Below are 6083 nucleotides of genomic sequence, written 5' to 3'. Positions count from 1 at the left end.
GGCGGTACCCTGGCCCGCGCCGGCCACACCGAGGCCGCCTGCGACCTGGCACGCATGGCCGGTTTCGAGCCGAGCGGAGTGATCTGCGAAGTGATGAACGACGACGGCACCATGTCCCGTCGCGCCGAACTGGAAGCCTTTGCCGCCGAACACAACATCAAGATCGGCACCATCGCCGACCTGATCCACTACCGGATGATCCACGAACGTACCGTTCAGCGGATCGCCGAGCAGCCGCTGGATAGCGAACTGGGCCAATTCAACCTGGTGACCTATCGTGATTCAGTGGAAGGCGATGTGCACATGGCGCTGATCCTGGGCACCGTGTGCGCCGACGAGCCGACCCTCGTTCGCGTGCATAACATGGACCCGCTGCGCGACCTGCTGATGGTCAAGCAGCCCGGTCGCTGGAGCCTGCGGGCCGCGATGGCTGCGGTCGCCGAGGCTGGCAGCGGCGTGGTGTTGCTGCTCGGTCACCCGCTCGATGGTGACGTGCTGCTCGCGCACATCCGCGAGACGGCCGACCAGGTAGCAGTGAAAAAGCCGACCACCTACAGCATCGTCGGTGCCGGTTCGCAGATCCTGCGGGACCTGGGCGTACGTAAAATGCGCCTGATGAGTGCGCCAATGAAATTTAATGCGATATCCGGTTTCGATCTGGAAGTTGTAGAATACGTGCCCTCCGAATAATGACCGGTTGTTTCCGGGCCTTGATTCGCGGTTAACACATCACTGAGGGACGCGTAGAAAACGCGTCCCGGCTCTTTAAGAGATCTAACGAATGACCCTGAAGACCATCGAAGGTACCTTCATCGCCCCTAAAGGCCGCTACGCTTTGGTAGTTGGCCGTTTCAACAGCTTCGTCGTTGAAAGCCTGGTTAGCGGTGCAGTTGATGCCCTGGTTCGCCATGGCGTGAGCGAAAGCGACATCACCATCATCCGTGCGCCTGGCGCCTTCGAAATCCCGCTGGTTGCGCAGAAAGTCGCTCAGAAGGGCGAGTACGCGGCAATCATCGCCCTGGGCGCGGTCATTCGTGGCGGTACTCCGCACTTCGAATACGTGGCCGGCGAATGCACCAAGGGCCTGGCCCAGGTGTCCATGGAGTTCGGCGTACCGGTCGCTTTCGGCGTCCTGACCGTTGATTCCATCGAGCAAGCCATCGAACGTTCCGGCACCAAGGCCGGTAACAAAGGTGCCGAAGCTGCCCTGTCCGCCCTGGAAATGGTCAGCCTGCTGGCGCAGTTGGAGGCCAAGTGATTAGCGACGAAAGTGATCGTTTCAACCCACGCGATCCAAAGCCTGCGGATGCCGGCAAGCCATCGAAAAGTGTCAAGCGTCGCGAAGCCCGTCAGCTCGCGACTCAAGCGCTGTACCAATGGCACATGGCCAAGCAATCGCTGAACGAGATCGAAGCGCAGTTCCGGGTCGATAACGATTTCAGCGATGTCGATGCCGCGTACTTCCACGACATCCTGCACGGCGTTCCGGCCCACAAGACCGAAATCGACGCTGCACTGACGCCGTGCCTGGACATCACGATCGAAGAGCTGGACCCGGTAGAACTGGCTGTTCTGCGCCTGTCCACCTGGGAGCTGATCAAGCGTGTCGACGTGCCGTATCGCGTTGTGATCAACGAAGGCATCGAGCTGGCGAAAGTCTTTGGTTCCACCGACGGCCACAAGTTCGTCAACGGCGTACTCGACAAGCTGGCTCCGCGTCTGCGTGAAGCTGAAGTGAAGGCGTACAAGCGCTGATCGGCGCTTGCTATCGCAATGGGTGAGTTTGAGCTGATCCGCAATTTCTTCGCCGCCGCGCCTTGTGCGCAAGGCGGCGAAGGCGTTGCTCTGGGAATAGGCGACGATTGTGCCTTGCTGGCTGTTGCCCCCGGGGAACAGTTGGCCATTTCCACTGACACCCTGGTTGCGGGTGTACATTTCGCAGATCCTTGCGACCCTTTTCTGCTCGGCCAGCGCTCGCTGGCGGTGGCGGTCAGCGATCTGGCCGCCATGGGCGCCACGCCAGTTGCCTTTACCCTTGCCCTGACCTTGCCGACGGTGACTGCCGATTGGCTGCAGGATTATGCCCGCGGTTTAAATCTCATGGCCCAGGGCTGCGGTGTGGCGCTGGTGGGAGGGGATACCACCCGAGGACCGCTGAGCCTGACCATGACGGTATTTGGCCGGCTGCCCAGCGGTCAGGCGCTGGTCCGCAGCGGGGCGCAGGCAGGTGACCTGATGTGCGTTGGCGGCGAGCTGGGCAACGCCGCCGGCGCTTTGCCGCTGGTGCTCGGCCAGCGAACGGCCGACCCATCGATTGCCGGTTCGTTGCTGGCACACTATTGGTCGCCGCAGCCTCAGTTGGCCCTGGGTCGAGCGCTACGGGGCAAGGCGACCTCGGCGCTTGATATCTCCGACGGTCTGCTGGCCGACTGCGGGCACATAGCGCTCGCCTCCAAGGTAGGTATTCAGGTCGAGCGCAGTAAGCTGCCTGTCTCGGCGCCCTTGGTGGCTTTCCTCGGTCAGGCGGGCGCAGAAGAAGCTGCGTTGAGCGGTGGCGACGATTACGTGTTGGCCTTTACCTTGCCGTCCGTCGAGTTGCCAGGTCTGTTGGCCGCCGGCTGGCCGATCCATGTGGTCGGACGTGTAGTCAGTGGTCAGGGTGTGACCCTGCTGGACAACGACGGACGAGACATCACCCCGCAAACCCGGGGCTACCAACATTTTCGGGAGACAACGTGACAGATCATCCCAAGCAGGTTCCGGCGGAATTCGTACCGCCGTCGGTCTGGCGCAACCCGTGGCATTTCCTGGCGTTCGGCTTTGGCTCGGGCACCCTGCCAAAGGCGCCGGGCACTTGGGGGTCGTTAGTTGCGCTACCCTTTATCCCTTTATGGCAGATGCTGCCCGATTGGGGTTACTGGCTGATGCTGGGCATTACCATGCTGTTCGGCTTCTGGCTGTGCGGCAAGGTGGCCGACGATTTACGCGTGCACGACCACGAAGGTATCGTCTGGGACGAGATGGTCGGAATGTGGATCACCCTGTGGCTGGTGCCGGAAGGCTGGTACTGGTTGCTTGCGGGGTTCCTGGTGTTCCGCTTCTTCGACATCCTCAAGCCGTGGCCGATACGCTGGATTGACCGGCACGTGCACGGCGGAGTCGGGATTATGCTGGATGACGTACTGGCTGGCGTGTTTTCCTGGTTGGTGATGCAGGGGCTGGTGTGGCTTTTCGCTTGAGGGACTGATCAGGGGGGGCAGGGAATGGCTCTGCGCGGTTTGGCGGTGATGATTTTGGCGATGCTGTGCTCTTGGGTGCCGGCGAGTGACCTGACGCCGCCTTCCGTCATTCACCTGGCCAGCGAAGAGTGGGAAGACTACACCGCTGCCGATGGTCATGGCCTGGCCTGGGATGTCCTGCGCGCAGTGTTCGAGCCCGCAGGCGTCAAGCTCGACATCCGTACCGAACCCTATACTCGCTCCATCGGCTTGGCCCAGCGCGATGAAGTGGATGCCTGTGTCGGCGGCTATCGTGATGAGGTCAGCGATCTGCTTTATCCAAAGTGGAATTACGACACAGATCACGTCTATGCCTTGGGGCTGGCAAGCAATCCTGCCCCCACCCTCGATACCCTGGGCAGCTACCGGCTGGCCTGGGTGCGTGGCTACCAATATCAACTCTATCTGCCCAATGTCCGCCACTACAACGAAGTGATTCGGCGCACTGGCATCCTGTCGATGCTGATCCACAATCGCGCCGACTACTACATCGATGCCCTGACCGAGGTGGATTACCTGGTCAGTCGGGCCAAGGATCCCTCGCAGTTTCGCCGCACCCATGTCGCGGAGCTGCCGTTGTACCTGTGCTTTGCCGACAACCCCAAGGCTCGCGGCTTGATGGCGTTGTTCGATCAGCGCATGGACGTGTTGGTGAAGAGCGGGCAGTTGAAGCCGATTTTCGCCAAGTGGAAACAGCCGTATCCATTTGCCTCAAATTAAACACAGATCACTGTGGAAGCGAGCCTGCTCGCGATAGCGGTATAACTGTCATTTGATGTCGACTGGTACTGCGCCATCGCGAGCAGGCTCGCTCCCACAGCGGTGATGGAGGCCTGAGATCAAACTTTTTGATCGTTATGCCCCATAATTCAGCCTGAGCGTCTGCTGGAACCTGCTGTTACAATGCCGCGTCTGCGAATCTCCAGTACCTATAGAACAGGAGCACACCGGTGCCTGTCGTTTTTGTCGCCGCTTCCAAGCTGCCAACGCCTTTTGCGCAATTCACCATGCACGGCTTTCTCGACGAAGAGAACGGGCGCGAGCACGTCGTCCTGAGCCTGGGTGAGTTCGATGACGGTGCCCCGGTACTCGGTCGCTTGCACTCCGAATGCCTGACCGGCGATGCCTTGTTCAGTCAACGCTGCGACTGTGGTTCGCAGCTTGAGGCCGCCTTGCAGGCCATTGCCCGTGAAGGCCGTGGCGTGTTGCTGTACTTGCGTCAGGAAGGTCGCGGCATCGGCCTGCTGAACAAGATCCGTGCCTATGAATTGCAGGACGGTGGTGCCGATACCGTCGAAGCCAACGAGCGCCTGGGCTTCGCCGCTGACCAGCGTGACTACGCCATGTGCCTGCCGATGCTCGAACATCTGGGAGTGAACTCCCTGCGCCTGATGACTAACAACCCGCGCAAGGTCAAAGCCTTGACCGATATGGGTATCGTGGTCGCCGAGCGCGTGCCGTTGCACACCGGGCACAACCCGCACAACAAACTGTACCTGGCCACCAAGGCCAGCAAGCTCGACCACATGATGGGCAATGAGCATCAGGGCGAGGTAGGTCGGGCGTGACCCGAGGTCAGGTGCGGCGGCGACTTTCCGTCAACTGGTGGCAATACCTGGCGCTGGCACTGGCGCCGCTTTTTGTGATCAACGGCTTATTCGGCGATAGCGAGCCGATCCTGCCTGTGCTGGCGATGCCTTTGTTCATTGCCGGGGTCGCGTCGATGTTTGTCAGCCTGAAATTCTTTGGCGCCTACAAGCATGGGTTGATTGCCACGCAAAAAGCCCTCGATACCCCTGAAGAGCCCGTCGCCTGGATTAGCCTGGCCGCCAAACGCCGCACGGCGCTCCTGGTCGCCGGTTTGCCTGCCTGGATCGGTGCCCTGGCGGTATTTGTCGGTCTTGAAGCGGTGCCGTTGTTCCTGCTGGCGCTGTCGACCGCAGTGCTGTTCTACCTTTACCGTATCCCGCGTCAGCTCGGCTGATGTTGCGTTATTGGCTGGCGGTGTTGCTGCTGGCCGTGAGCGGCAACGCTGCAGCGGTCGAGCGGGTGGTCAGCCTGGCGCCGTCCCTGACTGAAATCGTCGTTGAATTGAATTCTGCAGATCTCCTGGTGGGCGTGCTGGATGCCGGCGAGCGTCCGGCGGCGCTGAATCATCTGGCATCAGTCGGCCGCTACGGCCAGTTGGACATGGAGCGCCTGCTCAGCCTCAAGCCCGATTTACTGTTGCTGTGGCCCGGCAGCGTCGGCCCGGCCCAGCGTGAACAGCTCAAACGCCTGAATATCCCCACCTACGTTGCCGAGCCTCATGACCTGCAACAACTCGCGGCGCAGATCGAGGCGATAGCCCGGCAACTCGGGCGACCGGAACGGGGCGTGGCATTGGCTGCAAGTCTGCGCGAGCGCCTGGCTGAACTGCGCCAGCGGTACCGAAGGGATGAACCATTGCGGGTGTTTTATCAGGTCTGGGATCGACCGCTGTATACCGTCGGTGGCGGGCAGATCATCAGTGATGCACTTGAAGTGTGTGGGGCGCGCAATGTGTTTTCCGACCTGCAGCTGCCGGCGCCGCAGGTGAGCGTGGAGGCGGTGCTGCAGCGCAATCCCGAGGTGATTTTAGCCGGTGACCAGGCACAGCTTGAGGCATGGAAGGCCTGGCCCCAGGTAGCGGCAGTGGCGCAAGGGCGGTTGTTGAGGGTGGCGGATAAGGGACTGGAGCGGCCAAGCGGACAGATGATCGAGGCGACGGCCGCATTGTGTCGGCTGATTGCGCCCGACCGCTAAACTGCGTCGCCTGCATCGTGG

Annotated in this window: 9 protein-coding genes; all 9 read left to right on the top strand. The window is 61.2% G+C overall.

Translation table 11 applies throughout. The features are described from left to right. The coding region (locus tag L9059_RS27415; protein ID WP_247294067.1) for a 3,4-dihydroxy-2-butanone-4-phosphate synthase at window positions 1-690 on the top strand (690 nt) is incomplete at its 5' end. Window positions 691-781: 91 nt separating this feature from the next. Then, complete coding sequence (ribH, locus tag L9059_RS27410) at window positions 782-1258, top strand: 6,7-dimethyl-8-ribityllumazine synthase (RefSeq protein WP_003185938.1); 477 nt, start codon at window positions 782-784, stop codon at window positions 1256-1258. Next, a complete protein-coding gene (gene nusB / locus L9059_RS27405; RefSeq protein ID WP_247294065.1) occupies window positions 1255-1755 on the top strand; it encodes a transcription antitermination factor NusB in 501 nt (166 codons plus the stop codon). Before ribH ends, nusB begins: the two co-directional genes overlap by 4 nt. A gap of 18 nt (window positions 1756-1773) precedes the next feature. After that, the gene (gene thiL, locus L9059_RS27400; protein WP_247294063.1) at window positions 1774-2739 is read left to right on the top strand and encodes a thiamine-phosphate kinase; all 966 of its coding nucleotides are present in this window, start codon (window positions 1774-1776) and stop codon (window positions 2737-2739) included. After that, a complete protein-coding gene (locus L9059_RS27395; protein WP_247294062.1) occupies window positions 2736-3239 on the top strand; it encodes a phosphatidylglycerophosphatase A family protein in 504 nt (167 codons plus the stop codon). The genes thiL and L9059_RS27395 overlap by 4 nt, the downstream gene beginning before the upstream one ends. A gap of 24 nt (window positions 3240-3263) precedes the next feature. Continuing rightward, window positions 3264-3998 carry a substrate-binding periplasmic protein gene (locus L9059_RS27390; protein WP_247294059.1) on the top strand — a complete coding sequence of 245 codons (735 nt, stop codon included), beginning with the start codon at window positions 3264-3266 and terminating at the stop codon, window positions 3996-3998. Window positions 3999-4228: 230 nt separating this feature from the next. Then, on the top strand, window positions 4229-4846 hold the full coding sequence (gene ribA, locus L9059_RS27385) for a GTP cyclohydrolase II (protein ID WP_247294057.1): 618 nt from the start codon (window positions 4229-4231) through the stop codon (window positions 4844-4846). Then, window positions 4843-5262: an MFS transporter gene (locus L9059_RS27380; RefSeq protein WP_247294055.1), complete on the top strand. Its 420-nt coding sequence runs from the start codon at window positions 4843-4845 to the stop codon at window positions 5260-5262. The genes ribA and L9059_RS27380 overlap by 4 nt, the downstream gene beginning before the upstream one ends. Further along, window positions 5262-6062 (top strand): cobalamin-binding protein, encoded by an 801-nt coding sequence (locus L9059_RS27375; protein ID WP_247294053.1) that lies wholly within the window; start codon window positions 5262-5264, stop codon window positions 6060-6062. Before L9059_RS27380 ends, L9059_RS27375 begins: the two co-directional genes overlap by 1 nt. Window positions 6063-6083: the final 21 nt, after the last annotated feature.

Source organism: Pseudomonas violetae, from assembly GCF_023072615.1.
In the GTDB taxonomy this organism is placed as follows: Bacteria; Pseudomonadota; Gammaproteobacteria; order Pseudomonadales; family Pseudomonadaceae; genus Aquipseudomonas; species Aquipseudomonas violetae.
The sequence above is the reverse complement of the archived record's forward strand: the minus strand, read 5'-3'. Positions and strand labels throughout refer to the sequence as shown.